The following is a 656-nucleotide window of genomic DNA, read 5'->3' on the forward strand; positions in this document are numbered from 1 at the left end:
TTTAGCTTGAGTGAGGTACATCATTGGCGGGCAAGATACCCGCACCACAAGAGTTTAATCATTAATATCTGTACTTCATAATAGCGGTAAATGCTGTATCATTGTCTATAAAACTCAGTTTCAATCATGGAAAATATGAAAAGAAAAATTGCGAAAATTCTGCCCTTATTCTGTTGGTTTACCCTGAGTTTTACCCCTATGGTAGCCTACGGTCAATTATCTGTTTCTCCTTTAACAATTCAACGCAAAGCAGAATCAGGACAAGCGCAGATTAGATTATTAGTTAATAATACAGGTTAAGCCACAACCCGGGCTAAAACTGAGTGGAATTTAAGTCAAGATGGCAAAACAGTTGATTCTGGTAAAGTAGAAGAAACTACTATTATTGCTAAAGGTGAACGGTATATTCAAATATCCTATCCCCCCCAAGGAAAAACCTTGACACCTGGTAATTACCAACTGTCGGGAAAACTATCTTGGAATGCTAAAAATGCAGAAAATTTACCCTTTAATCTCAATTTAACTGTGTCTCCAGCAGATATCAATCCCGGAAAAAAACCTCCACAATAAATTGTCTGTAATTGTATATAGTACACAAGTGTTGAATCCTGCAATAAAACTTTACAATCTTTGCGTTTTACCCAGGTAAAACCCAT

2 protein-coding genes are annotated in these 656 nt (G+C 36.4%); one reads left to right on the top strand and one right to left on the bottom strand.

The genetic code is table 11. The features are described from left to right. Nucleotides 1-135 precede the first annotated feature (135 nt). A complete protein-coding gene (locus tag ACIR131C_RS25485; RefSeq protein ID WP_155963076.1) occupies nt 136-300 on the top strand; it encodes a hypothetical protein in 165 nt (54 codons plus the stop codon). Nucleotides 301-452: 152 nt separating this feature from the next. On the opposite strand, the gene ACIR131C_RS26750 is transcribed toward ACIR131C_RS25485, so the two are convergent. Next, nucleotides 453-656, bottom strand: a 204-nt coding sequence (locus ACIR131C_RS26750) for a hypothetical protein (RefSeq protein ID WP_231395442.1), incomplete at its 5' end; no start/stop codon positions are given.

The organism is Dolichospermum circinale AWQC131C (genome assembly GCF_000426905.1).
GTDB classification, from domain to species: Bacteria; Cyanobacteriota; Cyanobacteriia; order Cyanobacteriales; family Nostocaceae; genus Dolichospermum; species Dolichospermum circinale.